The sequence below is a fragment of the Acidovorax sp. LjRoot38 genome (assembly GCF_964252975.1).
GTDB lineage: Bacteria > Pseudomonadota > Gammaproteobacteria > Burkholderiales > Burkholderiaceae_C > Acidovorax > Acidovorax facilis.
Genome location: NZ_CAXUPT020000028.1, coordinates 1 through 23,867, shown reverse-complemented (window position 1 = coordinate 23,867; position 23,867 = coordinate 1). Strand labels below are relative to the sequence as shown.

Annotated in this window: 25 protein-coding genes; 23 read left to right on the top strand and 2 right to left on the bottom strand. The window is 65.2% G+C overall.

Features of this window, described 5'->3' with window-relative positions; translation table 11 throughout:
• Window positions 1-132 precede the first annotated feature (132 nt).
• A complete protein-coding gene (locus ACSQ22_RS25875; protein WP_003090234.1) occupies window positions 133-555 on the bottom strand; it encodes a MerR family transcriptional regulator in 423 nt (140 codons plus the stop codon).
• 143 nt (window positions 556-698) lie between these two features.
• Between ACSQ22_RS25875 and ACSQ22_RS25870 the strand changes: the two genes are divergently transcribed.
• From ACSQ22_RS25870 to ACSQ22_RS25770, 21 genes are all read left to right on the top strand, one after another.
• On the top strand, window positions 699-1,133 hold the full coding sequence (locus tag ACSQ22_RS25870; RefSeq protein ID WP_079279895.1) for a hypothetical protein: 435 nt from the start codon (window positions 699-701) through the stop codon (window positions 1,131-1,133).
• Window positions 1,134-1,287: 154 nt separating this feature from the next.
• Window positions 1,288-1,689 (top strand): hypothetical protein, encoded by a 402-nt coding sequence (locus ACSQ22_RS25865; RefSeq protein ID WP_003090236.1) that lies wholly within the window; start codon window positions 1,288-1,290, stop codon window positions 1,687-1,689.
• Window positions 1,690-1,700: 11 nt separating this feature from the next.
• Window positions 1,701-1,940 (top strand): DUF2933 domain-containing protein, encoded by a 240-nt coding sequence (locus tag ACSQ22_RS25860; RefSeq protein WP_003090237.1) that lies wholly within the window; start codon window positions 1,701-1,703, stop codon window positions 1,938-1,940.
• Complete coding sequence (locus ACSQ22_RS25855) at window positions 1,937-2,587, top strand: methyltransferase family protein (protein WP_003090238.1); 651 nt, start codon at window positions 1,937-1,939, stop codon at window positions 2,585-2,587. Before ACSQ22_RS25860 ends, ACSQ22_RS25855 begins: the two co-directional genes overlap by 4 nt.
• Before the next feature lies 1 nt (window position 2,588).
• Entirely contained in the window at window positions 2,589-2,747 is a 159-nt protein-coding gene (locus ACSQ22_RS25850) for a hypothetical protein (protein ID WP_009516017.1), read from the top strand.
• A 10-nt stretch (window positions 2,748-2,757) separates the two neighbouring features.
• Window positions 2,758-3,621, top strand: a complete 864-nt coding sequence (ppk2, locus tag ACSQ22_RS25845) for a polyphosphate kinase 2 (protein ID WP_003090242.1) — start codon at window positions 2,758-2,760, stop codon at window positions 3,619-3,621.
• A 32-nt stretch (window positions 3,622-3,653) separates the two neighbouring features.
• Window positions 3,654-6,119, top strand: a complete 2,466-nt coding sequence (locus tag ACSQ22_RS25840; protein ID WP_006226038.1) for a heavy metal translocating P-type ATPase — start codon at window positions 3,654-3,656, stop codon at window positions 6,117-6,119.
• Between the two features lie 13 nt (window positions 6,120-6,132).
• Window positions 6,133-7,458 carry an MFS transporter gene (locus ACSQ22_RS25835; RefSeq protein WP_009516022.1) on the top strand — a complete coding sequence of 442 codons (1,326 nt, stop codon included), beginning with the start codon at window positions 6,133-6,135 and terminating at the stop codon, window positions 7,456-7,458.
• Entirely contained in the window at window positions 7,455-8,066 is a 612-nt protein-coding gene (locus tag ACSQ22_RS25830; RefSeq protein WP_009516025.1) for a LemA family protein, read from the top strand. The genes ACSQ22_RS25835 and ACSQ22_RS25830 overlap by 4 nt, the downstream gene beginning before the upstream one ends.
• 1 nt (window position 8,067) lies before the next feature.
• Window positions 8,068-8,952, top strand: a complete 885-nt coding sequence (locus ACSQ22_RS25825) for a TPM domain-containing protein (protein ID WP_009516027.1) — start codon at window positions 8,068-8,070, stop codon at window positions 8,950-8,952.
• Between the two features lies 1 nt (window position 8,953).
• Window positions 8,954-9,451, top strand: a complete 498-nt coding sequence (locus ACSQ22_RS25820; protein ID WP_003121538.1) for a TPM domain-containing protein — start codon at window positions 8,954-8,956, stop codon at window positions 9,449-9,451.
• A gap of 25 nt (window positions 9,452-9,476) precedes the next feature.
• Window positions 9,477-10,838, top strand: a complete 1,362-nt coding sequence (locus ACSQ22_RS25815; RefSeq protein ID WP_003090261.1) for an MBL fold metallo-hydrolase — start codon at window positions 9,477-9,479, stop codon at window positions 10,836-10,838.
• Window positions 10,835-12,388 (top strand): thymidine phosphorylase family protein, encoded by a 1,554-nt coding sequence (locus ACSQ22_RS25810; RefSeq protein ID WP_113639718.1) that lies wholly within the window; start codon window positions 10,835-10,837, stop codon window positions 12,386-12,388. Before ACSQ22_RS25815 ends, ACSQ22_RS25810 begins: the two co-directional genes overlap by 4 nt.
• Window positions 12,385-13,284, top strand: a complete 900-nt coding sequence (locus ACSQ22_RS25805; RefSeq protein ID WP_015012972.1) for a ribose-phosphate pyrophosphokinase — start codon at window positions 12,385-12,387, stop codon at window positions 13,282-13,284. The genes ACSQ22_RS25810 and ACSQ22_RS25805 overlap by 4 nt, the downstream gene beginning before the upstream one ends.
• A 53-nt stretch (window positions 13,285-13,337) precedes the next feature.
• Complete coding sequence (locus ACSQ22_RS25800) at window positions 13,338-13,982, top strand: DUF6629 family protein (RefSeq protein ID WP_003121541.1); 645 nt, start codon at window positions 13,338-13,340, stop codon at window positions 13,980-13,982.
• Complete coding sequence (locus tag ACSQ22_RS25795; RefSeq protein ID WP_009516033.1) at window positions 13,979-14,233, top strand: hypothetical protein; 255 nt, start codon at window positions 13,979-13,981, stop codon at window positions 14,231-14,233. The genes ACSQ22_RS25800 and ACSQ22_RS25795 overlap by 4 nt, the downstream gene beginning before the upstream one ends.
• Window positions 14,230-15,261 carry a hydroxyacid dehydrogenase gene (locus ACSQ22_RS25790; protein ID WP_003121543.1) on the top strand — a complete coding sequence of 344 codons (1,032 nt, stop codon included), beginning with the start codon at window positions 14,230-14,232 and terminating at the stop codon, window positions 15,259-15,261. Before ACSQ22_RS25795 ends, ACSQ22_RS25790 begins: the two co-directional genes overlap by 4 nt.
• Before the next feature lie 86 nt (window positions 15,262-15,347).
• The gene (locus ACSQ22_RS25785; RefSeq protein ID WP_170962203.1) at window positions 15,348-16,880 is read left to right on the top strand and encodes an ABC1 kinase family protein; all 1,533 of its coding nucleotides are present in this window, start codon (window positions 15,348-15,350) and stop codon (window positions 16,878-16,880) included.
• Window positions 16,881-16,907: 27 nt separating this feature from the next.
• On the top strand, window positions 16,908-17,963 hold the full coding sequence (locus ACSQ22_RS25780; RefSeq protein ID WP_003121545.1) for a type II glyceraldehyde-3-phosphate dehydrogenase: 1,056 nt from the start codon (window positions 16,908-16,910) through the stop codon (window positions 17,961-17,963).
• Complete coding sequence (locus ACSQ22_RS25775; RefSeq protein ID WP_003121546.1) at window positions 17,960-19,222, top strand: MgtC/SapB family protein; 1,263 nt, start codon at window positions 17,960-17,962, stop codon at window positions 19,220-19,222. Before ACSQ22_RS25780 ends, ACSQ22_RS25775 begins: the two co-directional genes overlap by 4 nt.
• Window positions 19,223-19,487: 265 nt before the next feature.
• Window positions 19,488-20,201 carry a DUF4158 domain-containing protein gene (locus ACSQ22_RS25770; protein ID WP_158603293.1) on the top strand — a complete coding sequence of 238 codons (714 nt, stop codon included), beginning with the start codon at window positions 19,488-19,490 and terminating at the stop codon, window positions 20,199-20,201.
• A 131-nt stretch (window positions 20,202-20,332) separates the two neighbouring features.
• Here ACSQ22_RS25770 and ACSQ22_RS25765 read toward each other — a convergent pair whose 3' ends face one another.
• The gene (locus ACSQ22_RS25765) at window positions 20,333-22,741 is read right to left on the bottom strand and encodes a heavy metal translocating P-type ATPase (RefSeq protein ID WP_121508966.1); all 2,409 of its coding nucleotides are present in this window, start codon (window positions 22,739-22,741) and stop codon (window positions 20,333-20,335) included.
• Window positions 22,742-22,923: 182 nt separating this feature from the next.
• Between ACSQ22_RS25765 and ACSQ22_RS25760 the strand changes: the two genes are divergently transcribed.
• Together ACSQ22_RS25760 and cueR are read left to right on the top strand one after the other, a co-directional pair.
• Window positions 22,924-23,115, top strand: coding sequence for a heavy-metal-associated domain-containing protein (locus ACSQ22_RS25760; RefSeq protein WP_056419638.1), 192 nt, complete (start codon window positions 22,924-22,926; stop codon window positions 23,113-23,115).
• Window positions 23,116-23,216: 101 nt separating this feature from the next.
• Complete coding sequence (gene cueR, locus ACSQ22_RS25755; RefSeq protein ID WP_369882074.1) at window positions 23,217-23,777, top strand: Cu(I)-responsive transcriptional regulator; 561 nt, start codon at window positions 23,217-23,219, stop codon at window positions 23,775-23,777.
• The last annotated feature ends 90 nt before the right edge of the window (window positions 23,778-23,867 follow it).

Here is a 23,867-nt window from a genome sequence, read left to right as displayed (position 1 = left end):
AGTCGGCCGTGAGATTGCTGAAAATTCATTCGGCATTTTTGTGCAGCGAACAGTCCGCACGACCATTACCAACGAAGTGCGACAGGCCTCGTTCGCTTTCCTTGGGTCTCGTCTGTTCCTCACAGCGCGCAATCATTCGGACGTATTCAAAGGCCCCATGAGCGCAGCAATGATAGGGCAAGGAAGCGCCTCTCCCGTGTCTTCGCACCTCTCCAGCATGTCTCTCAGAGCGCCTCGCATGCGCTGAAGGTCGCCAACCTTCTCATCGATCTGGTCAAGGCGCCGCCGTGTCACCGTCTGAATAGCCCGGCGATTCCGCCCATCCTCCAGATCCAAGAGCGACTTCACCTCGTCCAGCGAGAACCCAAGGCTCTGAGCGCGCTTGATGAAGCCGATCCGCTGGATCATCGAAGCGGGGTAGCGCCGGAAGCTGCCGGCGTTCTTCGGGATCGGCAACAGGCCGCGTCCCTGGTAGTAGCGGATTGTCTCCACGCCGACGCCAGCGACCTTCGCCAGCCTGCCAACCGTCATCCAATCACCCAAACCTTCGTTCATCGAGCGATCCACTGTCTATTCACGAGCAACACAGAATAACGCAGTACCGCGTAGTTGACCCTTGCCTCCATTTGATCCAAATCAATTTCCCGCAGCTCAGTTGGGAATAGGATCACAGGTGTCAATGGGTCAATAGGCCGCACATGCGCACACTTCTCAACCACCGCAGGATTCGCGCCATCGCGTGGATGGTGCTCGGGGTATGGCTGTTTGCGCTCGGGGCCGGGGTGGCCAATGCCTGCCTTCTGGAGTCTCCGCAGCAACATCGGCATGCTGTCGGGTATGAGCATGTCCCATCGTCCGGGCATGGAAATCATGAAGGCCTCCATGGTGAGCACGAAGAAGGTTCCCACGACCCGTCGAAGGCCCCGTGCCTGAAGCTCTGCGGCGACGTCAACCAGTCCGCCATTCAGAAAGCACCAACCTTCGCGTTCGACCTCGTCGGTTTGGCGCCTCCCGCCTATGGAGACCAGCTGCTGGCTCCGACGTTGGCTCTGCGAGCCATCCCATCGAGGGGTCACCAGCGACCACCTCCCAAGCGGCCGTCGTGGCTGCTGTTCGAGCGTCTCGCGCTGTAGCGCCTCCTTTGAGTTGCCGTGTCGGTCACACCCGGCGCACAACTCATAAGCCTTGACTCTGTACCCGACTACGGAGTTTTCATAGGGCTTTGTCCGCTTGCGGCGACATCGGTTTCGCCCCAATGGCAGGCACCCGCGGCTAAAGGAGAGAGAAATGAAATTCACGCATTCGATCGCGGCCATCGTTGGCGCCGCACTGGTCACCTTGTCTGCGTTCGCGCAGGACAACCATCAGGCCCATCACCCCGCAGGTGCGAGTCCGACCGCGGCCGAGACGCCAAGGGCGCCGACCACCGAGGGCATGGATGCGCAACTGAAGTCGATGCAGGCCATGCACGAACGGATGGTGGCTGCGAAGACGCCTGCGCAGCGCAAGGCGCTCATGGCCGAACACATGCAGGCCATGCGGGCTGGCATGGCGATGATGGGCGCAATGAAGGATGGAGCCGAGTCGGCGCCGACAGCTGAGCGGCAGCAAATGCTCGAAATGCGCATGGACATGTGCCAGTCCATGATGCAGATGATGATGGACCGGATGCCTGAGCCGGCGAAGTGAGGAGGACGACCATGACAACTTCTCACCGCACCGGTCCAAGGTTTTCGCGCTCGCGATGGTTCCTGGGCTTTCTGGTCTTCCTGGCCGTGAGCATCTACATGCTGCTGACGGAACACCGCGGGCACTACCTGGCCGCGCTGCCACTGGTCCTCCTGGCGACTTGCGTCATCGCTCATGTGCTGATGCATCGCCATGCCGTACCAGGCGACGGTAGCAAGGCGAATCCACCGTACCCGGGAGAGCGCAAATGAACCACGATGCGCCCGCTTATGGGCTTTGGCTGCTCGTCCTCGTGAACTCGGCGGTCTTCATCATGTTCGCCTTCAGCTTCTTCAAACCGCAGACCTCGCGCGACTGGAGAACCTTCGGGACATTCGCAGCGTTCATTGTTGCCTTGTTCGTCGAGATGTACGGCTTTCCGCTGACGCTGTACGTGCTGTCCGGCTGGCTTCAGACCAAGTATCCCAGTCTGGACTTGCTGTCGCACAACAGCGGCCATCTCTGGTCGACCCTGCTGGGCGAGAGCGGCGACCCTCACTTCAGCCCGCTTCATATCGCGAGCTACATCTTCATCGGGGGCGGCTTCTGGCTTCTGTCGAGCGCCTGGACGGTGCTCTACCACGCGCAACGGCACGCCCAACTTGCCGTGAGCGGCCCATACGCCAGGATTCGGCACCCGCAGTATGTGGCCTTCGTGGCGATCCTTTTCGGCTTTCTGCTGCAGTGGCCGACGCTGTTGACGCTGCTGATGTTCCCCTTCCTCGTCGTGATGTATTCGAGGCTGGCAGTCAACGAGGAGAAGGACATGCGCAAGCAGTTCGGCGCCGAGTTCGACGCCTATGCCGCGCGCACGCCGCGCTTCCTTCCCTCCCTCTCGGACACGCGCCAGCGAGGCTGACATGAAGAAGACCCGCTGGCGTCAGCGCATCAATCGACCGTACCTGGCTGCAGCCTACGGACAAGGCGATGGCTGCGGCTCCAGCTCGGATGCGGACATGAGCGCCGCGCCCCGCCGGGCGTCGACACACGCAATGCTGATCGCCTGCGACCAGACCTAACGGAGAACCCATGGCAAAGAACAAGAAGGGCGCCAAAGGCGCCAAGCACAAGGCCGATGTGGACGGCACCGGCACTGCCCACGGCTCAGCGCGCGACGAGACAGCGACACGCTCGATCGGCCGCGAGGACTACGAAGCACAGTTGCACATGCTGCAGATCGAACTGGTGAAACTGCAGCGGCATTTCATCAAATGCAACGACCGTATCCTGATCCTCTTGGAGGGAAGGGACGGCGCAGGCAAGGACGGCAGCATCAAGCGGCTGGTCGAACACCTGAGTCCTCGGGAAACACGGGTCGTCGCGCTAGGAAAGCCCTCCGACCGGGATCGCACGGGCTGGTACTTCCAGCGCTACGTCCCGCACCTGCCAGTTGGCGAAGAGCTCGTGGTGTTCAACCGCAGTTGGTACAACCGTGCGGGCGTGGAACCGGTGATGGGCTTCTGTACCGCCGAGGAGCACGAGGAATTCATGAACTCAGTGCCCAAGTTCGAGGAGATGCTGGTCAACTCCGGTATCAAGCTGCTGAAGTATTACCTCGACATCGGCAAGAAGGAGCAGAGCCGCCGGCTCGGGGAACGCCGCCGTGATCCCCTCAAACAGTGGAAGTCGAGCCCGGTGGATGCCGTCGCGCTTAAGCACTGGGACGGCTATACACGGGCGCGCGACGAGATGTTCATGCGCACCCATACGGCCGCGGCGCCCTGGTCTGTCGTGCACGCCGACAACAAACGGTTGGCGAGGCTCAACCTGATCAGAGACATCCTCTCCCGGCTGCACTACGCCGGCAAGAAGCACAAGGTCATCGCTCCCGACCGGGAGATCGTCTTCGAGTTCTCGCAGGACTGCCTGGACTCGGGCCGACTCGCTCGTTGAGACCACGAACACAGCGAACAGGAAGAACAGCCATGAAGTCGATCAACGTTGAAGTCGGAGGGCTCGTATCGAGCCTGAGCGCGGAGGGAGTACGCCGCAAGCTGCTGCAGCTTCCCGGCGTCCATCATGCAGATGTCAACTATGTTGCGGGAAGCGCAACGGTCCATCTCGATGAGGGACAACTCAGTGTCGAGGATCTGCGCCAGCGCATCGCCGAATGCGGCTATCACTGCCGTGGCGAGCAGACGCCCAAGCACGTGTGCGCGCCCGCCGCTGGCGTCTCTGCCGACCCCAGCCATGCGGTGCACGGCCATCACGGCGCACCCGCACGTCAGGCGCAAGAGATGGGGCATGAGGGGCACCACGCGCATGCCCCCGCCACGGCCGCACGCGCGAAGGCTGCGGCCACGACGCCCGCCGCCCATGCTGCGCACCAGGCCCACGCAGGCGACCCTGCGATGGACGACATGATGCACGACATGGGCCACGGGTCGGGCTCGATGCAGGACATGGCTCGGGACATGCGCAATCGCTTCTTCGTGGCCCTGGTCTTCGCCATTCCCGTGTTCTTCTATTCCCCGATGGGGAAGATGTTCGGCGACTTCCAGACGCCGTTCGGGCTGGACGACAAGCTCTTTCTTTTCTTCCTCGCAAGTGCCGCGATCATCTATCCAGGTTGGCCTTTCTACGTGGCGGCGTGGCGCGCGCTGCGCAACGGCGTCGCCAACATGGCCACGTTGGTCGTGCTGTCGGTGGGCACCGGCTACCTGTTCAGCATCGGCGCGACCTTCTTCTACGAGGGTGAGGTGTTCTATGAAGCGGCATCGGTGCTGCTGGTCTTCATCCTGCTGGGGCACTGGCTGGAGATGCGCGCGCGCGCGGGCGCATCCGACGCGATTCGCGCGTTGATGGATCTCGCCCCACCCATGGCCACGGTCGTGCGCAACGGGGTGGAGACCAAGGTACCGACCGCCGAGGTTGCAGCCGGGGAACTGGTCGTGATCAAGCCCGGCGACAAGATCCCGGTGGATGGCGAGATCGTCGAGGGCGCGTCGCAAGTGGACGAGTCGATGCTGACGGGCGAGTCCATGCCGGTCAAGAAGGGCGTGGGCAGCACCGTCGTAGGCGCCAGCATCAACAAGAGCGGGAGCTTTCGCTACAAGGCCACGAAGGTCGGCGCGGACACGGCCTTGGCGCAGATTGTCAAGCTGGTCCAGGAGGCCCAGAACTCGAAGGCCCCCGGCCAGCTGCTGGCCGACCACGCATCCCAGTGGCTGGTGCTGGCGGCGATCGTGATTGGCCTGCTGACCTTCAGCGTCTGGTACTGGGTGATGGGACAGACATTACTGTTCGCACTCACCTTGACCATCACCGTGTTCGTGATCGCATGCCCTGATGCGCTGGGGCTGGCCACCCCGATGGCCATCATGGTCGGGACCGGGCTGGGCGCAATGAACGGCATTCTCTTCAAGAATGCGGCCGCATTGGAGAACGCCACCAAGTTGACGGTCGTGGTGTTCGACAAGACCGGCACCTTGACACTGGGGCAGCCCGATGTCGTCGAGATGGTGGCCGCGCCCGGTGTCGAGGAGACGCGGCTTCTGGCGACGGCCGCCGCGGTGGAGAAGTTCTCCGAGCACCCCCTCGCGCTCGCAGTGCTCAAGCGTGCGGGAGACATGCCGACGGAGGTCACCGAGAACTTCACCAACATCGATGGGCAAGGCGCACGGGCCACTATCGGGGGCGAGACGGTGCTCCTGGGCAACCGGCTGCTGATGCAGTCGGAACAGGTGGATCTGGCCCCCCTTGCCAGCGAGGCGGCGCGGCTGCAAGGCGGGGGGCGCACTGTGGTCCACGTCGCGCGCGGTGGCCGGCTGATCGGCCTCATCGCGATCGCCGATGCCGTGCGGCCGACCTCGCGCGAGACGATCGCCAAGCTGCAGGCACGCGGCGTGAAGGTCGCGATGCTGACCGGCGACAACCAGGCGACCGCCGAGCGCATCGGCAAGGAACTGGGTATCGACATCGTGCTTGCGGATGTGTTGCCCGGGCAGAAGGCCTCCAAGATCAAGGAACTGCAGCAGCAGGGTCACAAGGTCGGCATGGTCGGCGACGGCATCAACGACGCTCCGGCGCTGACGCAGGCCGACGTGGGCTTTGCGATTGGCGCGGGGACGGACGTTGCGATGGAAAGCGCCCAGGTGGTGTTGATGAAGAGTGACCCCTACGACGTGGTCGGGGCCATCGAACTGTCCCGGGCGACGCTGCGCAAGATGCACCAGAACCTCTGGTGGGCCGTGGCCTACAACGTGATCGCCTTCCCGCTGGCGGCCGGGGTGCTGTATCCGTTCACCTTGTCGCCCGAGGTCGCTGCATTGTCCATGTCGGGCAGTTCCGCGATCGTCGCGATCAATGCGCTGATGCTCAAGCGCACGCGCCTGCCGGGGATCAAGCGCGTGACGTCGCGTGCCAGTGTCCCAGCGGCCGCGTCAGCCTGAGCGGCGGGCCACCATGGTAGAGAGCCGCGCCATGCGATCACCGCGCGAATCCGGGCCCACCCGCCAGCAAGACCTCGGCGTCGCGCAGCTGGGTTGGCTCGCTGCGGCCGTATTCGTCGTCTCGGCCGGATATGGGGCACTGATGCCCTTGATCCCCGACTGGCTGCGGCCCTTGATGGGCGACGCGGATCCTGCGGCGCTTGCGCGCCATGTCGGCTACCTCAGCGGCATCTACACGGCGGGCATCCTGCTGGGTGCGCCCCTGTGGGGCATGCTGGCGGACAGGCTGGGGCGTGCCCGCGTGTTGCTGGTGGGCCTGATCGGCTACGTGGCCAGCCTGCTCCCGCTGCTGCGCCCCGAGTCCCTGGGCGTGGTCGGCATCTATGCGCTGCGCGGCGCGACGGGCTTTTTTGTGGCCGCGGTCGTGCCGGTGGTGCCGGCGCTCGTCGCGCAGTACACCCCAGAATCGATTCGCGCCAGGCGCTTTGCATGGCTGGGTGCGATGTCGCTGCTCGGGTTCCTGTTCGGCCCCGGCCTGAACGCCGCTGCAGAACGGCTTGTCGGCCTGGGCTTCTTGAGCGTGCTGGTACAGGGCTCATCGACCACGCTCGTAATCGCACTCTCGGCCGCGCTCGGCGCGCTGATGATGCTGGGCCTGGCCGCAACGCTTCCCGCACCTTCCTCCCTTGGAGAGGCGGACGCAGCCGATCACGACGGAGCACCCCGGAGCCGCTCCCTGGCGCTCTGGATTCTCAACGGTGTGGTCATGTTCGTGCTTGCCGGCTTTGAACTCGGCATCGTGCTGCAGGGCCAGCGCCACCCCGATCTCTCCTCCCGAGAGGTGTCGTTGATGTTCGCCGAGTGCAGTCTGGTGATGCTGGGCGTCAACGCGGTGCTGTTCTTCACCGGCCTGCTGGAGCGCGCCGACCCACGCCGCGTACTGGCCTGCGGCATGGTCCTGGGCATCGCCGGGCTCCTGATGCTGGCCCGCCATGGCAGCGAGATGTGGCTGTACGTCGGCGTGAGTTTCACGGCTGCGGGCACGGGTCTCGTGCTCCCCACCCTGGCCTACCTCGCTGCCGGCACCTCGGCGCGGCGGCTCGGTATCGCGATGGGAGGGCTCGCCGCGGCAGCCGGCCTCGGACAAACACTGGGATCGGCCGCCACCGGATGGCTATTCGGCGCTGTGATGCAGAGCACCTTTGCGTGGCTGTCGATTCCACTGGCCGCCACCCTCGCGCTGCTGCTCATTCCGCGGCGTTGGTGGCCAGCCAACCCCGTCCTGGTGAGCGCTTCACCGTCCCGCACTTTTCTCACTTCCACGGAAACCGAACCATGAGACTGATCCTGATGTCCCTGCTCGCAGCGCTTGCCCTGTCGCTGAGCGGATGCGGCTACAACGACTTCCAGCGGCTGGACGAGCAGACCAAGTCCGCCTGGTCCGAGGTGCTGAACCAGTACCAGCGGCGCGCCGACCTGATCCCCAACATCGTCGCGACCGTCAAGGGCGAGACCAACTTCGAGCAGGAGACGCTGACCCGGGTGGTCGAGGCCCGCGCGAAGGCGACCTCGATCCAGGCCACGCCGGAACTCGTCAACAACCCCGAGGCGTTCCAGAAGTTCCAGGCGGCACAGGGCGAACTGTCCGGCGCGCTGAGCCGGCTGCTGGTGGTGAGCGAGAACTACCCGCAACTCAAGGCGAACCAGGCTTTTCAAGACCTGCGTGCCCAACTTGAGGGCACGGAGAACCGCATCACCGTGGCGCGTGGGCGCTACGTGAAGGCGGTGCAGGATTACAACGTGCTCACGCGCAGCTTCCCGACCAACATCACGGCCAAGCTGTTCAGCTACGTCGTCAAGCCCAATTTCTCGGTCGCCGACGAGAAGGCCATGGCGGCGCCGCCACAGGTCGATTTCGGCGCCTCGGCGCCGGCGGCGCGCCCCTGACATGAGAACGCCCAGAACAGCGGTGCTCTCTCCGGCGGCCCCTCTTCGGCTGGCCCACGCTCTGGCCTGGCTGCTGCTGAGCCTGTTCCTTTCGGTCGCGTCCGCGCAGGAGTTGGTCGCCGTTCCCCCGCTGCAGGCGCGCGTCACCGATCTCACGGGAACGCTCGCCGCCGATCGTGTCGCCGCGCTGGATGCGCAGCTTCGGGCCTTCGAGCAACGCAAGGGCGTGCAGATCGCCGTGCTGATGGTCCGCTCGACGCGGCCCGAACCCGTCGAGCAGTACACCCTGCGGGTGGTAGAGCAATGGAAGCTCGGCCGTCGCAAGGTGGACGACGGCGCGTTGCTCCTGGTGGCCAAGGACGACCGCACCGTGCGCATCGAAGTCGGATACGGCATCGAGGGTGCGCTGAGCGACGTGGTATCGCGGCGCATCATCGACGAGGTGATCACGCCGCGCCTGCGCCAGGGCGATTTCGACGGCGGCATCGCCGCAGGCGCCGAACAGATCATGCGGGTGATCGATGGCGAGGCCCTGCCTGCGGCGGACCCACGGCGGCAGGGGCAGACCAACGACATCGGGCAGGCCTGGCCCTTCCTGTTCGTCGCGGCCCTGATGCTGGGCGGAGTGCTGCGCAACGCCCTCGGCCGCCTTCCAGGCTCCCTGGTCACGGCTGGCGTGCTGGGTGCCGCTGCGTGGCTGTTGGTGGGCACCTTCGCGGTGGCCGCGGTGGCTGGACTGGCGGGATTCCTCGTCACGCTGCTGGGCATCGGCATGGGTGGCCACGGCGGCCTGCACGGGCGCCACCGGGGAGGCGGCTGGCCGGGCGGAGGATTCCGCGGCGGCGGCGGCGGCTTCGGTGGCGGCGGCGCGTCAGGACGGTGGTGAGATGAACATGCAACGACTTCTTCGCCACCTTGCGACCACGGATCGCGCAGTCCGCCGCGCCTTCCCCCCGCGTGCCCTGGATGCGATCGAGCAGGCCATCCGCACGGGAGAGTTCCAGCATGGGGGCCAACTGCGCTTCGTGGTCGAGGGTGCGCTGGACGGATCGCCACTGTGGCGCAACCAATCGCCGGGCGAGCGGGCGCTGGACCTGTTCGCACGCCTGGGTGTGTGGGATACGGCGCACAACAGCGGCGTCCTGATCTACGTGCTGCTGGCCGACCGGGCCGTGGAGATCGTGGCCGATCGCGGCATCCATGCCTGTTGCGGTGCCGAAAGGTGGTCGGCTGTGTGCCAGCGCATGGAAGCCCAGTTTGCGCAGGGACGCTTCGAGGCCGGAGCCCTGGAAGGCATCGTGGCCGTCAGCCACCTGCTGGTGCAGCACTTTCCGCGGGGCGCGGACCACGGCAACGAGTTGCCGGATCGGCCGGTCCTTCTTTGAACGACAACATCCTTGGAGACCTACCATGCAACTTCAGTTTCTGGGTGCCACCGGCACCGTGACCGGTTCCAAATACCTGCTGCGCCATGGCGACGCGACCATTCTGGTGGACTGCGGCCTGTTCCAGGGATTCAAGCAGCTGCGCCTGCGCAACTGGGAGCCGCTGCCGGTCGCGCCCAAGACCGTCGACGCGGTCGTGCTCACCCACGCCCACATCGACCACAGCGGCTACCTGCCACTGCTGGCGCGACAAGGCTTTCGCGGCCGGGTTTACTGCACGTCCGCGACGCACGAGCTGTGCAAGATCCTGCTCACCGACAGCGGCCATCTGCAGGAGGAAGAGGCGAAGTTCGCCAACCGGCACGGTTTCTCCAAACACCAGCCCGCGCTGCCGCTGTACACCCGTGAGGACGCCGAGCGCTGCCTGAAGCTGTTCGCGCCACGTCCGTTCTCTCAGGACTTCGAGGCGCTGCCCGGACTCACCGCGCGGTTGACGCCTTCCGGGCACATGCTCGGCTCGGCCTTCGTGCACCTCAACGACGGCCGGCGATCCGTGCTCTTCTCCGGCGACATCGGCCGGCCCAACGACCCGGTGCTGCGCCCGCCGGTGCAGGTCCCCGGCGCCGACTACCTGCTGGTGGAATCCACCTACGGCAACCGCAAGCATGAAGCGTCCGACGCACTGGCGCAGCTGGAGACTGTCATCAACAAGACGGCCGCCCGTGGAGGGGTCGTGGTCATCCCAGCGTTCGCTGTCGGCCGAGCGCAGAGCCTGATGTACGGCATCTACCAGCTCAAGAAGCAAGGGCGCATCCACCAGCACCTGCCCGTGTACCTGGACAGCCCGATGGCCATCGATGCCACACGGCTGTACCACGCCCATCGCGACGAGCACCGGCTCTCGCCCGAGGAATGCGAGGGCATGTGCCATGCCGCGAAGATCGTCAACAAGGTCGAGGAGTCCAAGGCGCTCAGCGCCGGTCGTGGACCGATGGTCATCATCTCCGCCAGTGGCATGGCCACTGGAGGACGCGTGGTGCACCACCTCAAGTCATTCGCGCCCGACCATCGCAACACCATCCTGTTCGCCGGCTACCAGGCGGGCGGCACCCGTGGCGCCGCGATCGTGCACGGCGCGTCCACCGTCCGCATCCATGGCCAGGACGTGCCGATCCGCGCCGAGGTGGCCTCGCTCGACAACCTTTCCGCCCACGCCGATGCCGACGAGATCCTCGCGTGGATGCGCGGCTTCACGCAAACACCGCGCCGAACCTTCGTGACCCACGGCGAGCCGGAGGCGGCCGATGCGCTGCGCGCGCGGATCGACCATGAACTGGGCTGGTCGGTTGCCGTGCCCGAGTACCTGCAGACGGTGGATCTGGTATGACGGCGCACCTGCACGAGACCGGCACCGGCACCGGCACCGGAGAGGATGGCGTGAACACGCTGCAGGCGTGGCGCACCGGCATCGACACCCATCAGGAGCCGGTGGTCTACATGCGGCGCGACTGCCCTGTCTGCCGGTCGGAGGGTTTCACGACCCAGGCGCGCGTGCAGCTGACGGCCGGCCGCCGCAGCATCGTGGCGACGCTCAGCGTCGTCGATGGGGATTGGCTGGCCGAGAACGTCGCTGGCCTGTCCGAATCGGCATGGGCGTCGCTGGGGGCGCAGCCGGGCCAGCTGGTCACGGTGACCCATGCACCGCCGCTGGATTCGCTCAGCCATGTCCGGGCCAAGGTCTACGGCAATGCCCTGGGCGATGCCGAGTTCAGCGCCATCATCTCCGACGTCGCGGCGGGCCATTACTCTGACCTGCATCTGGCCACCTTCATCACCGCCTGCGCCGGCGATCGCCTGGACCTCGCGGAGACCGTCTCGCTCACGAAAGCCATGATTGGCGTCGGTGACCGCATCGATTGGGGGCGCCCGCTGGTGGTGGACAAGCATTGCGTCGGCGGCCTGCCCGGCAACCGCACGACCCTGCTCGTGGTGCCCATCGTGGCCGCCTGCGGCCTCACGATGCCCAAGACCTCCTCGCGCGCCATCACCTCGCCGGCCGGGACGGCCGACACAATGGAGGTGCTGGCGCCGGTGAACCTGGATGTGCGAAGCATGCGGCGCGTGGTCGAACGCACGGGCGGCTGCATCGTCTGGGGCGGCTCGGTACGGCTCAGCCCCGCCGACGACATCCTCATCCGCGTCGAGCGGCCGCTGGACCTGGACAGCGAGGGCCAGCTCGTCGCCTCGGTCCTGTCCAAGAAGGCCGCTGCGGGCTCGACCCATGTGCTGATCGACCTGCCCGTGGGTGCCACCGCCAAAGTGCGCAGCGCGCAGGCCGCGGCGGCGCTCGGTCGGCGCCTGCAGGAGGTGGGCAGCGCCATCGGCCTGCACGTGGCCTTGCGCGTCACCGATGGTGAGCAGCCGGTCGGCCGCGGGATCGGCCCGGCACTGGAGGCCCGCGACGTGCTGGCCGTCCTACAAGGGACGCCCGAGGCCCCGGCCGACCTGCGGGAGCGAGCGTTGCGGCTGGCGGCGGACATCCTCGAAATGGGCGGTGCAGCGCCCGCCGGCGGCGGCCTGACGCTCGCCACGCAGGTGCTGGCCGACGGCCGCGCCTGGGCCACGTTCGAGGCGATCTGCGCTGAGCAGGGCGGCCTGCGCAGCATCCCGGTGGCAACGCATCGGCACACCGTCGCATCGCCGTCCACGGGACGGGTCTCCCGAATCGACAACCGGCTGCTCGCGCGGGCGGCCAAGCTCGCCGGAGCACCGACCGCCGCTGCCGCCGGCATCGACGTGCATGCGCGCCTGGGCGACCAGGTCGAAGCGGGACAGCCGCTCTTCACGCTGCACGCCCAGGCGCCGGGCGAGCTGGCCTATGCGCTGCAGTTCGTCCGCTCGCGCCCACCGATCTTCCAGATTTCGGAGAACCTATGAAACCTCTCGTTTTTCACCTGCCGGGCGACGAAGACTTCGCCGATGGACTGATCCGGGCGTTGGGCGCGCAGCGGGCTGCCCTGCAACTGCACCGGTTCCCGGACGGCGAGTCGCTGGTGCGGCTGGACGCCGACGTCACCGGCCGCACCGTCGTGATCGTGGCCAGCCTGGCACAGCCGGACGCCAAGGCGCTGCCCTTGTTGTTCGCCGCGGACGCAGCGCGCGACCTCGGCGCCACCCGCGTGTTGCTGGCTGCCCCGTACCTGGCGTACCTGCGTCAGGACCGGCGCTTCAACACGGGCGAAGCCATCACGTCCCGCACGTTCGCTGCGCTGGTGTCGACGGTGTTCGACGGTATCGTCACCGTCGATCCCCATCTGCACCGCTACCGCTCGCTCGGCGAGGTCTACCGGGTGCCGACCCGTGTGGTCGAGTCCGCGCCCGCCATCGCGGCCTGGGTCGCAGCCCATGTGGACCGTCCCGTGTTGATCGGACCCGATGCGGAAAGCGAGCAATGGGTCCAGGAAGTCGCGCGCTTGGCTGGCGCGCCGTTCACGGTGTTGCAGAAGATCCGCCGGGGCGACAAGGACGTGGAGGTCAGCCTTCCCGACACCGCGGCCCTGGCAGACCGCCAGCCCGTGCTCATCGATGACATCGTGTCCAGCGCGCGCACGATGATCCAGGCAATCGCCAGTGTGCGCAGCGTGGGATTGCCGCCACCGGTGTGCATCGGGGTGCACGCCCTGTTCGCCGCCGACGCGTACCACGCACTTCTTGCGGCAGGGCCCCAGCGGGTGGTGACCTGCGACACCGTGCCGCATGTCTCTAACGGCATCAGCGTGGTGGCACCGCTGGCGACAGCGGTGCAGGAACTGATGGAAGCCGGCGCGCCATGAGCCGCTGCGCCGCGCTCGCCATGACGCTCACGATCGAGGGGAGATGACTGCCCATGTGCTTTTCCGCACCCGCCAGTTTCACGGCCGCAGCGGTTCTGCTGGGCCTGGGGACCGTCACCATGCGCCGGGCCCGCTCACGGCGCGAACTGCCGTATGCCGCCATCCCGCTGCTGTTCGGGGTCCAGCAACTGCTCGAAGGCATGCTGTGGCTGACGTTCCCCGACCGCGCGCCCTTGCTGAACGTGGCGCTGACGCATCTCTACTCGTTCTTCTCGCACGTCCTGTGGCCGATCTACGTCCCGCTGGCTGCGCTGGCGCTGGAGAGCGTCCGTTGGCGCCGTCGGGTTCTGGTGGCCATTGCAGTCGCGGGCGCGCTCGTCGGTCTGTACCTGCTGGCGATGCTGGTGAAGCTGCCCATCACGGCCCGCGTGGTCGGCCAGCACATCCTCTACGACTCTCCGCACTTCTACGTGATGACCACGATGGCCCTGTATCTGATCGGCACCTGCGCAAGCCTGATGGTTTCTAGCCACCGGCGCGTGGCGGCTTTTGGGGTGGCCGCCTTTGTCTCCGCAATCGCCGCCTACATGTTCTATGCAACCTGGTTCATCTCGGTGTGGTGCTTCTTTGCCGCTGTGCTCAGCTTCATCGTGCTGTGGCAGTTCCGTGAGCCCCGAGCGAGGCTGGCCGTGCCATGACGAATCCTCCGGCCAGATTCAAGCCCGCACTGGCCTACGCGGACTGCGGCCGCACGCAGGGCCCGATGCGCCGCGCGGCGTTCTTCACGGTTCAGTTGCTCGACGGATTCGAGACCATGCGCGATGCGGTCGCCGGCCGGCTGCCGACGGTATTCGCGCAAGCGGAACTCGCGCAAGGCACCAAGACCGGGCACTTCATCGCCGCGTTCTGCATCCTGTCCCTGCACCGGGTAATCGAGGAGGGCTCATGACCGCACAAAACCGTCTGTCCGTTCTGTTCTCCGACATCGCACCGGCGGACCAGGCCGCGCTGCAGCAACGGCTTCCGACCCACTGGCACGCGCACTTCGTCCAGAACGAACGCCTGGTGGTATCCGATGTCGGCGATGAAGACACCGAGGTGCTGTGCGTCTTCGTGCGCACGCGCGTTGACGAATCGGTGCTCCGGTTGCTGCCGCGCGTGCGGCTCGTGGCAACGCGCTCCGCGGGCTTCGATCACATCGACCTGCAGGCTTGCCGCCGACGCGGCATTGCCGTGTGCAACGTGCCGGACTATGGGTCCGCCAGCGTCGCCGAACATGCCTTCGCGCTGCTGCTGGGCGTGGCTCGCCATCTGACACAAGCCCACGAGCGGGCGCGCCAAGGTTCTTTCGCTTACCGCGGCCTCACCGGCTTCGAGCTGGAAGGAAAGACGCTGGGCATCGTCGGGCTGGGCCGGATCGGGCGCCACGTGGCCCGTATCGCCCTGGGCTTCGGCATGGAAGTTCTCGCGTACGACCCGGCCCTCGCCCCATCGCTCGACATCACGGCAGCACCCATCGCCGGCGTCCGCGTGGTGACGTGGGAGCAGATCCTGCAAAGCAGCGATGTTCTGAGCCTTCATGTTCCGGCCACGCAGGCCACGCACCACCTTCTCGATGGCCAGGCCTTCGCGCGCATGAAACCGGGCATGGTACTGATCAACACGGCACGGGGTGCGCTCATCGACGACGCCGCCCTGCTGCACGCACTGGAGGCAGGTACCGTCGCCGCAGCAGGACTGGACGTGCTGGAACAGGAAGGGGATCTGTCTCCCGAAGTGCCCACGGGCTGCGGCGGACTGGGTTGCGATACCGGCTGGTCGGCATCCAGCCCACTGCTGACGCATCCGCGTGTGCTCGTGACACCGCATGTCGGGTTCAATACGTCGGAGGCGATCGCGCGCATCCTCGACGAGACCATCTCGAACATCGCAGCCTGGCATGCGGGCCGCCTGCGCAACAGGTTGGATGAGCCATGACGCGACCGAACCGCCCCGTTTCCACCGTGCGTCTTGCGGGCCGCCCAACGCAACGCTCGGCGCTGCGCCGGGCCACGCAGATCGCTATGGCCCTGAGCGGGTTCCTGCTCTGGGTGGCCTGGCACCGGGGCCTGATGCGCTGCGATACCCACCGGGCGGCCGACCGCTTCGCCGAAGTGCTGCAGCGATTGGGCACGACCTTCGTGAAGCTGGGCCAGCATCTCAGCCTGCGGGCCGACATTCTGGCGCCCGATGCGCAAGAGGCTCTGGCCAGCCTGCAGGCCAATGTGGCGCCGTTTCCTCCCGAGCAGGCGGTCCAGGAGGTCGAGGCGGCGCTCGGCCGCCCATGGCAGCAGCTCTTCGCACGCTTCGACATGCACGCGCTCGCCGCGGCCTCGATCGCCCAGATTCATCGTGCAGCCCTGCCGGACGGGACGGAAGTGGTGGTGAAGATCCGCCGCCCTGGCGCGGCCGAGCAGGCCGAGACCGACATGCGCATCCTGCGCCGCATCGTCCTGGTCATGCAGGGGCTCGTGCCCTCGCTGCGTCGCTGGGGGCTGGCAGCCATCGTGGACGAGGTTGCGGCCAACTTCCGCTACGAGATGGATTTGTCGCGCGAGGCAGCTTCCGTGCGACGTTTCGCCGACGCCTGGCGCGGCTCTGCCGACATCGTGATCCCCGACGTGGTGGACGGCCTGTGCACGCCGACCGTCATGGTCCAGCAGTTCAGCCACGGAGCTCACCTGCACGGTCTGCCTTCGTCCACCGCGGTGGCGGCCGCGGGCAAACTCGTGGACAGCTACGTCGCCCAGATCTTCCGCGATGGCTTCTTCCACGGCGACCCCCATCCCGGCAACGTCTTCGTGATGGACGATGGCCGCATATGCCTGCACGACTTCGGCATCGTGGGCCGGGTCGACGGCAACATGCGGCGGGCGCTGGTGGCGTTCGCCCTGGCCTTCGTCGAGCAGGATGCCGAATGGGTGGTCGATGCCTGGCTCGACCTGGGCCTGCTCGGCGACGGCACCGATCGGGCCGTGTTCGTGCCTGTCGTGCGTGCCCTGGTCGCAGACTGCGCACAGAGGCCGCTGAAGGACTGGTCGCTCTCAGGTGCTCTCGCGCAGCTCGTGGCGGCGGGCCGGACCCAGGAAGTCCGGCTGCCCAGGGACCTCCTCGTGCTCACGCGTACCCTGTTGTTGCTCGAAGGGACGGTGCGCCTGCTGGCACCCGAGTTTTCCATCATCGAAGCCATCTCTCGCCACACGACCACGGGCGTCTTCGACGAGCCCAAGTCTGCGGCATCGCAGCGTCTGCCATATGAACTGGGGAACGCGGCCCACGCCCTGCCCTCCCTGATGGCGCGGCGTCTGCACAGCGTCTTGCGGCAGGGTGACCTGCTGCAACTGTCGATCAAGCCGGATGCCAGGATGCTGAGCGGGATCGACCGCCTCGGCCGTCGCGTCGCGCTGGCGCTCGTGACGCTCGGCCTGTACATCGCATCGAGCTTGTTGATGCAGCACGGCGTGGGCCCGCGCTGGGGCGACATGCCGGTACTCGCGCTGCTGGGCTATGCGCTGGCGATCCGGTTCACGTTTTCCATCGCGCGCAGCCGCGGCTGAGGCGCCTCATCAAGCAAGGAGTCAGGCATGAACAAGGTCAGAGTGGCGGTGAACGGATACGGTGTGATCGGCAAGCGGGTGGCGGATGCGGTCGCACTCCAGGAGGACATGGCGCTAGCCGGCGTCGCGGATGTGGTGCACGACTATCGCCTGCAGGTGGCCGCGCAGCGCGCTTTCCCGATTTACGCGGCGACCGCTGAAGCCGCACAATCGATGCGTGCTGCGGGGCTTCCTGTCGCGGGCGATCTGGCCGACCTGCTCGCCAACGCGGACGTCGTGGTCGATTGCACACCCAAGAAAGTCGCCGCGGTCAACAAGAGGGCGTACGACGCTGCCGGTGTGAAGTCCATCTTCCATGGCGGCGAGTCCCACGCGTTGACCGGTCATTCGTTCGTCGCGCAGGAGAACTACGCAACCGCGATCGGCCGCACCTCCACCCGGGTGGTGTCCTGCAACACGACGTCGATCGTGCGCACCCTGGGGGCGCTTCGGACAGCGGGCCTGCTCAAGCGAGCCCGCGGGACGCTGATCCGCCGGGCTTCCGACCCGTGGGAGGCGCATGCGGAGGGCATCATCAACACGCTCGTGCCGGAGAAGACGATCCCCAGCCATCAGGGACCGGACGCGCGCACTGTGATCCCGGACCTGGACGTCGTCACGATCGCGGTCAAGGCGCCGCACAACAGCAGCCACCTGCACACCTGGTGGGTCGAACTGACGAGGCCGGCCACGCGCGACGAGGTGCTGGCGGCCTTTCGCGCTGCGCCACGGATCGCGTTCGTGCGATCCTCGGATGGTCTCGTGGCCCTCAACAGCACGGTGGAACTGATGGCCGATCTCGGCCGCCCGCGCGGCGACCTGTGGGAGGTCGCGTTGTGGGAGGACGTGCTTTCGGTCGATGGCGATCAGGCGTACTACACCTACCAGGTCTTCAACCAGGCGATCGTAATCCCCGAGACCATCGATGCCATTCGCGCCTTGAGCGGCATCGAGACCGATCCCCAGGTGTCGATGGCGCGCACCGATGCTTCGCTGGGACTGCAGCGTGATTTCATCCGTGACCGCGTCCAGGTTCGACGATGAGTGAATTCGATGATCCCGCGCTGGTCGGGCTCGGGCTGGCACTCGCTTCGGGACTTCTGATCGGCCTGGAACGGGGATGGCAGCAACGCGAGCGGCCCGAGGGACATCGCGTCGCGGGCGTTCGCACCTTTGCGCTGATCGGCCTGCTCGGCGGCCTTGGCGGGCTGCTGGCCCAGCGCTGGGGAGCCGGCATGCTCATCGCGCTGCTCGTACTCGTCGGGGTGTATCTGGTGGTGGGCTACCTGGTGACGGCGCATATGCATGCCGTGATGGGACTGACCACGTCCGTCGCCGCCCTTGCGACTTTCGCCATCGGGGCGCTGGCGACCAGTGGCGCTTGGCGCGTTTCGGCGGTCGCCGCCGTGGTCGTGCTGGCGCTGCTGCGTTTCAAGCAGCTCTTGCACGCCGGCGTCGGCAAGCTGTCCGAGGCGGAGATCAGCAGCGGCACGCAGTTGCTGTTGATCAGCGTGGTCGTACTGCCCGTACTCCCTGATCGTGGCTTTGGCCCCTATGAGGCGTTGAATCCCTATCGCCTTTGGTGGGCCGTTGTCCTGCTGGCAGTGCTGTCGTTCGCTGGGTTCGTCCTGATGCGCTCGCTCGGCAGGAAACGAGGGCTGGTATTCACAGCGCTGCTCGGCGGGATCGTGTCGAGCACCGCCACCACGGCCACGTTGGCGCGCTGGGCCGGGCAGACGCCAGGCTGGCATCCACTGGCAGCGGCGGGGGCGGCGCTCGCCTGCGCAGCCATGTTTGCGCGCATGGCGGCTCTCGTCGCCATCGCAGCCCCCGGCATCGGCTGGGACCCGGTGGTCATCTTCGTGGCCATGGCCGTGGCTGGCGGTGTTCTGGGGACGTTCCTGGCGGCGCGGTCGCCCGCCGACGACTTGCCCGAACTTCAGCTTGGCAACCCATTGCAGCTGCGCTCCGCGCTCCAGTTCGCAGCCTTCCTGGCCGCGGTGATGCTGGCAGGCCGCTTTCTTGCCGATCGCTTCGGGGATGCTGGCGTCATGCTGACCGCCGCTGCCTCGGGTCTGGTGGACGTCGATGCGATCACGCTCTCGATTGGCCGCCTGGTGACCGAGGGCGCCGTCACCGCCGCTTCGGCCACCCTGGCCTTGTTCATCGCCGCATCCGTCAATCAGGTCACCAAACTTGTCCTGTTGATGTCGCTGGGCGGTAGGGCGCTCGCATGGAGAGTGCTCCCGTCGTACGCGGCCATGGCTGCTGCTGGCTTTGCCGTCGCCCTGGGCTTGACCTGAAACAGCGATCAGCTATCGAAGGCCACCGATCGCGCCAGACTCTCCTGCGCTTCAAGGGCAGACAGCCTGCCCTTGAGCGCCGCCTGGATGACGCCGAAGGCGTCACCGCCCAGCGCCACCCGAAGCGGGGTGATCTCACTTTCCGTGCAGAAAACCCGGTTAAGAGCTACGGGTTAACCCGCAATTTTTTATTGTCTGGAATTATCAGTAGCGAATACGTAGACTGCAGCAGGCTTGCGACCACGCCAGCCACGGGAGGACCAGCTTGTCTAGCTACTACCTATGTTTCGTTGGCGCCGATACCCTGCCAAAATCGCTATCTAAGCGGGAAGTCGAAGAGTGCTTTGGGCTGAGCATTGAAGACATCCAGGAGCTGCGCCCGCCCCGGTTCAGAGGGACTGCACGCCTTGGCGCTGCAGTCCAACTGGTCATGCTGCGCGCCACCGGGCGGCACCCCGATGCCTTTTCAGGCCTCCCCTCCGTTTTGCTGCGGTACCTGACCTCAGCGCTTGGTATGCATGCGACGGATATCGCTTCGGTGACCTCGCTGTACAAGGACAAGGACACGCGATACGAGCACCAGCTCTGGGCTCGGGAACGTGTCGGCTTCGCGGTAGTAGATGACACCACCAAACCGCTCCTGGCAGATGCTTTGGGGGAGTTTTCCGCCTCAGCGGTATCAGTCGATGACCTGATCCAACAGTCAGAACACTGGCTTTTTGATCGACGGCTCGTCCTGCCTGGTGACCGGACACTGCGCGACATGGCGCGCACGGCATTTGCTGAACAGGAGAATGCAGCAATCGCAGCGGTCCGCACCTGTGCGCCACCCAAACAGGTTCAGGCGGCTCTCTCGCACGCATTCTCAAAGCGATCAGGGCCCGGCGGTCACACAGTGCTGGAGTGGCTGCGCACACCCCCAGGGAAGCACGGGCAGCTCACGCTGAGCGAGGTCACCAAGAAAATCGAGTGCCTATGACCCACGCTCACCCCCACGCACCAGATGTGCACCATCAGCACGTTCACAGAACCTCTTGAGTTCGACCGGATAGCGATGGACATACGCGGTCTACATCTGACAGGATCCGTTGTCGGATCTGGCGCTAGTCCTTACCTCTTCCAAGAACGCAGCAGCAACGCATTGGTCACCACACTCACGCTGCTGAGGGCCATAGCTGCTCCCGCCACCATGGGATTCAACAAGCCAAATGCAGCCAAGGGGATCCCGACCACGTTGTACGCGAATGCCCAGAAAAGGTTCTGACGGATCTTTGCGTACGTGCGCCGGGAGATGTCGATGGCATCTGCGATCAACGCGGGGTCACCACGCATCAGCGTGATCCCCGCAGCATGCATGGCCACGTCGGTGCCCGTGGACATGGCAATTCCCACATTCGCCGCAGCCAGAGCGGGCGCGTCGTTGATGCCGTCACCCACCATCGCAACGTGCCTGCCACCTGACTTGAGCTGCGCCACGATATCCGCCTTGCCTTCCGGCAGCACATCAGCACGAACCTGATCGATGCCCAACGCGCGGGCTACTGCGCTTGCGCTTCCCTTGTTGTCCCCGGTGACCAGGACGGTCTGGATGCCCAGAGCATGCAGTTGGGCAATGGCTTTTTGTGAGCTGGGCTTCACGGTGTCTCCAAATGCCAATAGTCCCATCACTTCTGGCGCATCGGTCACGTCAGCCAACCAGGATACCGTGCGGCCCTCTTGCTGCATCTGTGCTGCAGCCCCGGTCAGACTGGCCATGTTGACACCCAACTCCTCCATGTAACGTGTACTCCCGAGGCGGATCTGGCGTCCTTTGATGACAGCAGACATGCCTCTGCCAGCTACCGCTGTGACCTCAGTGGCACGAGGAACGGTCACACCCTGGGTGCGTGCAGCGTCCATCACGGCCTTGGCCAGTGGATGCTCGCTGCCGTTCTGAATGGCCGCAGCAAACGGCAGTAACTGATCCTGGAGGCCTTCGGCAGGCATCGCAGCCGTCAAAGTGGGCTTCCCCTCGGTCAGGGTGCCGGTCTTGTCGAACGCCACGGTGTCGATGTGGTGGGCAACCTCCAGTGCTTCTGCATCCTTGATCAGAATACCGTGGCGTGCTGCAACGCCGGTGCCCGCCATGATCGCGGTGGGAGTAGCCAAACCCAGCGCACAAGGGCACGCAATGACAAGTACCGCGACAGCATTGAGGATCGCCTGTTCCCAGTTGCCAGTGGCAAAGCCCCAGCCCATCAGTGTGATGGCAGCAAGGCCGAGCACCACGGGCACAAAGACCGCACTCACTTCATCCACAATCCGCTGGATGGGAGCCTTCTTCGCCTGCGCCGACTCAACCATCCGCACGATGCGCGACAGAGTTGACTCTGCGCCTATCGCAGTCGTCCGTACCAACAACAAGCCCTCCGCGTTCACGGAGCCTCCCGTCACCTTGTCACCGACGTGCTTCGCCACAGGCAGGCTCTCCCCGGTGATCAATGACTCATCCACCTGGCTTGCGCCTTCGATCACCGAGCCGTCTACCGGGACTCTCTCCCCTGGGCGGACAACCACCGTATCACCTACTTTCACGCGTGAGAGTGGTAGATCAATGTCACCGGCATCAGTGCGCACACGTGCAATTTCTGGGCGCAGCGCATGCAGCGCCCGGATCGCTTCGGTGGTTTGTCGCTTGGCTCGGGCTTCCAGCCACTTCCCGAGAAGGACAAGCGTGACGATCACAGCAGAGGCTTCAAAGTACAGATGGGGCGTGCCGTGTTCAGCGTGCTTGAACAGCAGGTACAGGCTCAAGCCGTACCCGGCCGACGTACCCAATGCGACCAGCAGATCCATGTTGCCTGCGCCTGCACGAAGAGCCTTCCAGCCAGCGCGGTAGAACCTCGCGCCCAGCCAGAACTGCACAGGGGTGGCCAGGGCCAGTTGAATCCAGCCGTTGAGTGTCCAGTCTTGACCGAACAGCATGCCAAGCATGGGCAATACCAGGGGGAAGGACAGACCAGCGGCTAGAGCGACAGGCCACCAGGGCGCCGACGGCTTGTCGTGTTCAGTGGAAGTGCTCGTATCCGCAACCTGTGCCTCATAGCCCGCCTTAACAACGGCGGCTACCAGGCGTTCGGGAGGCAATCCTGCATCGAAACGAACCTGCGCACGCTCCGTGGCTAGATTGACTTCCGCGTGCTTGACGCCTGGTACACCCTTCAGCGCTTTTTCGACACGTCCCACGCACGACGCGCAGGTCATCCCACCGATCAACAGCTCCACGGACTCTTCCGCTATTGCGTATCCAGCCTTTTCGACAGCCGCAGCCAAGGCCGGGACCGGCACCGTGGAGGCGGCAACCACGGAGGCGCGCTCAGTAGCAATATTCACGGTCACCTCACGGACCCCAGGGACGGCTTTGAGGGCCTTTTCAACCCGTCCAACGCAAGAGCCGCAGGTCATGCCAAGTATCGGAAGATTCAGGTGTGCGATCGATAGTGAGGCGGACGGCCCCGCTTCATGGGCAGAGGTATTCATAGCAATCTCCATGTGGTGTTCAACTCCGGCGTTAACCGGCAGAGTTCGAACTTTCAGGGTTGACACGATGGGAGACGCAAGCGAGTCGGCGCTCCTTGTTTGGATATCTATCTGGCCACTTGACCTTGCCCCAGTGGCAAACCGGAGACTGAAAGCCTCTTAACTTTTCCAAGAGGTGAAAAATGCATGAATTCCAACTCCCCGACATGACCTGCGGACACTGCGCTGGTATGGTGAGCCAGACGCTTCAGATGACAGACCCTGAATGCAAAGTGCAGGTGGATATGTCCAAACGCATGGTCACTGTGCAAAGCGCGGAAGATCGCAAGACACTGGTCGAGGCGCTGACCGAGGCTGGATATCCGCCCGCCTGATCTAGGCTTTACAAAACGTAGTATTCGGAGCGCTTGACATTGACACGGTGGTAAGGGCCAAAGTCCTTGCTACCGTGTTATTCCATTGCACAGGAGCATCCATGACCACACTCATGAACATCGGCGAAGCGGCCAAAGCGGCAGGTGTATCGGCCAAGATGATCCGCCACTACGAGCAAACAGGTTTGTTGCCAGAAGCTGAGCGCAGTGAGTCTGGCTATCGAAAATACGGTGAGCGCGAAGTTTCGGTACTGCGTTTCATCCGCCAGTCGCGCCGCCTCGGGTTCTCAATGCCCCAGATTGCGGAGTTGATCGGCCAATGGGGTGACACGCACCGCACCAGTCGGCAGGTAAAGGCGATTGCGGAGCGCCATCTGGCGGATCTGGAGGAGAAGCTGCGGGAGATTATCGAGATGAAATCAGCCTTGGAGCAGTTGGTTTCTGTGTGCGCTGGCGACGACCACTCGAACTGCGCAATTCTTGACAACCTGGCGGCGGACAGCCCCTCGAAGCCCAACCACAACGCAAGTTTCGTCAAACCGACTCGGCGCGGAGCCAAGGTTTCCAGAGCGCACTCTGGTGTGACCGACACGCCAACGAACAGCCATCTAGACCTCATGACGTGGATGCGCGGAGTCCACGCACATCGGAGCGGGCACTGAACTAGGCCCTGAGGGGGCTTGCGAAGCCATCACCTTGCACCACGATTGCGGCCCGCCCGTACTTGGGTGGGCCACGCTTGTGGCCCACCC

Coding starts and splice junctions, on each gene's coding strand:
- ACSQ22_RS25875 (WP_003090234.1), bottom strand. CDS start 555: ATGAACGAAGGTTTGGGTGATTGGATGACGGTTGGCAGGCTGGCGAAG.
- ACSQ22_RS25870 (WP_079279895.1), top strand. CDS start 699: ATGCGCACACTTCTCAACCACCGCAGGATTCGCGCCATCGCGTGGATG.
- ACSQ22_RS25865 (WP_003090236.1), top strand. CDS start 1,288: ATGAAATTCACGCATTCGATCGCGGCCATCGTTGGCGCCGCACTGGTC.
- ACSQ22_RS25860 (WP_003090237.1), top strand. CDS start 1,701: ATGACAACTTCTCACCGCACCGGTCCAAGGTTTTCGCGCTCGCGATGG.
- ACSQ22_RS25855 (WP_003090238.1), top strand. CDS start 1,937: ATGAACCACGATGCGCCCGCTTATGGGCTTTGGCTGCTCGTCCTCGTG.
- ACSQ22_RS25850 (WP_009516017.1), top strand. CDS start 2,589: ATGAAGAAGACCCGCTGGCGTCAGCGCATCAATCGACCGTACCTGGCT.
- ppk2 (WP_003090242.1), top strand. CDS start 2,758: ATGGCAAAGAACAAGAAGGGCGCCAAAGGCGCCAAGCACAAGGCCGAT.
- ACSQ22_RS25840 (WP_006226038.1), top strand. CDS start 3,654: ATGAAGTCGATCAACGTTGAAGTCGGAGGGCTCGTATCGAGCCTGAGC.
- ACSQ22_RS25835 (WP_009516022.1), top strand. CDS start 6,133: ATGGTAGAGAGCCGCGCCATGCGATCACCGCGCGAATCCGGGCCCACC.
- ACSQ22_RS25830 (WP_009516025.1), top strand. CDS start 7,455: ATGAGACTGATCCTGATGTCCCTGCTCGCAGCGCTTGCCCTGTCGCTG.
- ACSQ22_RS25825 (WP_009516027.1), top strand. CDS start 8,068: ATGAGAACGCCCAGAACAGCGGTGCTCTCTCCGGCGGCCCCTCTTCGG.
- ACSQ22_RS25820 (WP_003121538.1), top strand. CDS start 8,954: ATGAACATGCAACGACTTCTTCGCCACCTTGCGACCACGGATCGCGCA.
- ACSQ22_RS25815 (WP_003090261.1), top strand. CDS start 9,477: ATGCAACTTCAGTTTCTGGGTGCCACCGGCACCGTGACCGGTTCCAAA.
- ACSQ22_RS25810 (WP_113639718.1), top strand. CDS start 10,835: ATGACGGCGCACCTGCACGAGACCGGCACCGGCACCGGCACCGGAGAG.
- ACSQ22_RS25805 (WP_015012972.1), top strand. CDS start 12,385: ATGAAACCTCTCGTTTTTCACCTGCCGGGCGACGAAGACTTCGCCGAT.
- ACSQ22_RS25800 (WP_003121541.1), top strand. CDS start 13,338: ATGTGCTTTTCCGCACCCGCCAGTTTCACGGCCGCAGCGGTTCTGCTG.
- ACSQ22_RS25795 (WP_009516033.1), top strand. CDS start 13,979: ATGACGAATCCTCCGGCCAGATTCAAGCCCGCACTGGCCTACGCGGAC.
- ACSQ22_RS25790 (WP_003121543.1), top strand. CDS start 14,230: ATGACCGCACAAAACCGTCTGTCCGTTCTGTTCTCCGACATCGCACCG.
- ACSQ22_RS25785 (WP_170962203.1), top strand. CDS start 15,348: ATGGCCCTGAGCGGGTTCCTGCTCTGGGTGGCCTGGCACCGGGGCCTG.
- ACSQ22_RS25780 (WP_003121545.1), top strand. CDS start 16,908: ATGAACAAGGTCAGAGTGGCGGTGAACGGATACGGTGTGATCGGCAAG.
- ACSQ22_RS25775 (WP_003121546.1), top strand. CDS start 17,960: ATGAGTGAATTCGATGATCCCGCGCTGGTCGGGCTCGGGCTGGCACTC.
- ACSQ22_RS25765 (WP_121508966.1), bottom strand. CDS start 22,741: ATGAATACCTCTGCCCATGAAGCGGGGCCGTCCGCCTCACTATCGATC.
- ACSQ22_RS25760 (WP_056419638.1), top strand. CDS start 22,924: ATGCATGAATTCCAACTCCCCGACATGACCTGCGGACACTGCGCTGGT.
- cueR (WP_369882074.1), top strand. CDS start 23,217: ATGACCACACTCATGAACATCGGCGAAGCGGCCAAAGCGGCAGGTGTA.